Origin of the sequence: uncultured Nostoc sp. (genome assembly GCF_964245445.1) — a bacterium.
Classification (GTDB): Bacteria; Cyanobacteriota; Cyanobacteriia; order Cyanobacteriales; family Nostocaceae; genus Nostoc.
Window position 1 is genome coordinate 6,516 of record NZ_CAXTNE010000301.1, and the last position, 2,489, is coordinate 9,004.

Annotated in this window: 2 protein-coding genes and 1 pseudogene; all 3 read left to right on the forward strand. The window is 36.6% G+C overall.

Going from position 1 to position 2,489, the window contains the following annotated elements:
• The coding region (locus ACFE90_RS32350; RefSeq protein WP_375506409.1) for a hypothetical protein at window positions 1–485 on the forward strand (485 nt) is incomplete at its 5' end.
• Window positions 486–497: 12 nt separating this feature from the next.
• Entirely contained in the window at window positions 498–1,055 is a 558-nt protein-coding gene (locus tag ACFE90_RS32355; protein ID WP_375506410.1) for a hypothetical protein, read from the forward strand.
• Between the two features lie 218 nt (window positions 1,056–1,273).
• Window positions 1,274–2,437 (forward strand): annotated as a pseudogene (locus ACFE90_RS32360) (TonB-dependent receptor); the annotation flags it as partial.
• Window positions 2,438–2,489: the final 52 nt, after the last annotated feature.

The following is a 2,489-nucleotide window of genomic DNA, read 5'->3' on the forward strand; positions in this document are numbered from 1 at the left end:
AACTCGAAGCTAATGAGCTAAAAGAGCGAGTTACTCAAAATTACCACTTATATATTGATGAACAACAAAGTCATCAACAAACGCTTTGCCTCTATAACGAAGAAAAAGCGAGAGCGACTGAATTACTTACCAAATATGAGGTAGTAAACTCTGAACGAGAAATGTATTTAGGTTTATACAATGAAACTAAAGCAGAACTCAAGCATGAGCGACGTTCCAAAGCTAGTATTAAGGGATGGGAAACTCGCCGGAAAGCAGAGAATGAAAGACTAAAACGGGAAATTGCCCAGATGGTTGTGCTACTGCGTCAATCTTTAGAAAGTAAGGATGAAGCAGTAAACAGTCTTTACGTTGTAGCAGAACGTATGGATCGAATTCAATCTCTAGTTGATTCGGTAGAAGAAGAAACGACTAACAATCCTATGGGTTTGGTACAAAAGTTTAAACGCATCTGGCTGGCTATTAAAGATATACTTTCTGAATAAATAAGCATACTTATGAGTAAAAAATCACTCCCAACGACGCAAAAACAAGGTAAAGCGAGGTTGGGAGATCAAATTCGCAGTATTGCTAATCGCCTTAAACAAGAAACTGATGTACAGATAAAAGTAACTTCTAAGATTTTAGGGGCTGCTGCTCAAATTGCCGAAAATCATGATCGACTTATTACTGAAGTAGTTGATATGGTTGAGTCAGACCTTAATCTAGAAAACCAGGCATCTCAAAAGCATATTTATACTGTTGATATTCTTAAGCAACAGTTTAAAACATTACGGGATGCAAAGGCTTATTTTAACCTGAAAGTTAGTAGTTGGGAATCACTTATTAATAAATTAAATGCTACATCTTCCCAAACAACCATAAAACAACATAAACCTCAATCAAATCAGGTTTATAAAAATAATTATCTAAAAAATGCTGAAGATAATTTCAATAATATTGAAAAGTTGATAGTGTTTTTAGAAGCTGATGTTGCAGAAATATTTCCTAATTCGGAAGCAGTAAATGAAGCTCTGCGTTTTTTAATTAGAGTTGCGAGTAAAAATTGTTTTTAAAACTGGAAACTTGTATCCATAAAAATTGTATATACTTCGCGTAAATAAAAACTGCTATAGCCCTACTTAATCATTTGTGAACAACAAAATTCCCCGATTTGTTAGAAAAATCGGGGAATCTGAGTTGTGGAAATATGACAGCGTGTCTTTTGACATGATTTTACTATTACAGCAACAATACTACGTGGTGGCCGTTTTTAGTTGGTGTGAAAGAGAACGTGAAAAAGGATTTTTTGTTGCTAACAGTTGCTTTACCGAGTTTACTGATAGCGTCTCCTGGCTTTGCTGCTGAAAGTGAAATTGAGCAGAGAAATACTGATAAATCAACCGAAATCATTTTAGATATTCCGAGTTTGAGTGAAATTGAGCTACCCGTCACTAATGCCGAATTATTAACTCAACAATCTGCACCGAGTGAAGTTAATCCAGAAACTCAGCCAGAAACAGAGCAAACTCCGAGCGATGATGCAGAGATTTCTATAGAAGTCATCGCAGAACCAGATAACCTACCTCAATCTACTCTAACTTACGTAATTGATAAAGAAGAAATTCAAAAGCAGGGCGCTACAAGTTTAGCTGATATTTTGAAAAGAATGCCTGGTTTTGCGATCAATGATGTAGGTCATGGTGCAGATACTCACACAGGTACATACTATCGGGGAGCCTCAATTAATCAGTCTGTATTTCTAATTAATGGCAGACCAATTAATAATAATGTCAACACTTATCATGGTGGAACTGACTTAAATAGCATTCCTGTAGAGGCTATTGAACGAGTGGAATTATATAGCGGCACAGCCTCCGCTTTATATGGTTCTTCAGCTTTTGGAGGAGTTGTGAATATTATCACCAAGGAAGGTTATGGCAAACCTAAATTGAGCGCTAGTGCAGAATTTGGCTCATTAAGTTTAAATAATCAACAAGTAACTTATGGTGGTTCATCTGATAATGTCAAATATAACTTCAGCTTTGAAAGATTCTTTACAGATAACCGTTACCGCGTTCCTGTAGGTGCAGCAAATCGTGATGAACAGGGATTTTTATCAAATGCAGACACAGCTACAAGTACTTACTTTGGTAGCATTGGAGTAGATTTAGATAAAAAAAATTCTTTGAATTTAGATGTTACTAAACTCAGCAGTCGTCGCGGCTTAATTTATTTTGGGTTCCCTCTCCAAAGAGATAGATTAGACCACGATGGTTTAAATATTGGCTTATCTTGGAAAACTCGACTAGGTAATGGGGAAAGCTCTAATCTTACAACCTCAGTTGGTTATAACCAAGATTATTTTAGCACTTATGGCCCTACAGGAGCATCATTTTATCGTAGAGGGTCTTTAGATACACAACAACTCACAGCCAGAGTCGATCATGAGTGGAAAAGGGAGCAATGCGATTTTGTGAGATCATCATAAAGACAGCAGGGGAGCAGGG

Bases quoted from the DNA above. Each gene is read 5' to 3' on its own strand.
- ACFE90_RS32355 (WP_375506410.1), top strand. From the start codon at position 498: ATGAGTAAAAAATCACTCCCAACGACGCAAAAACAAGGTAAAGCGAGG.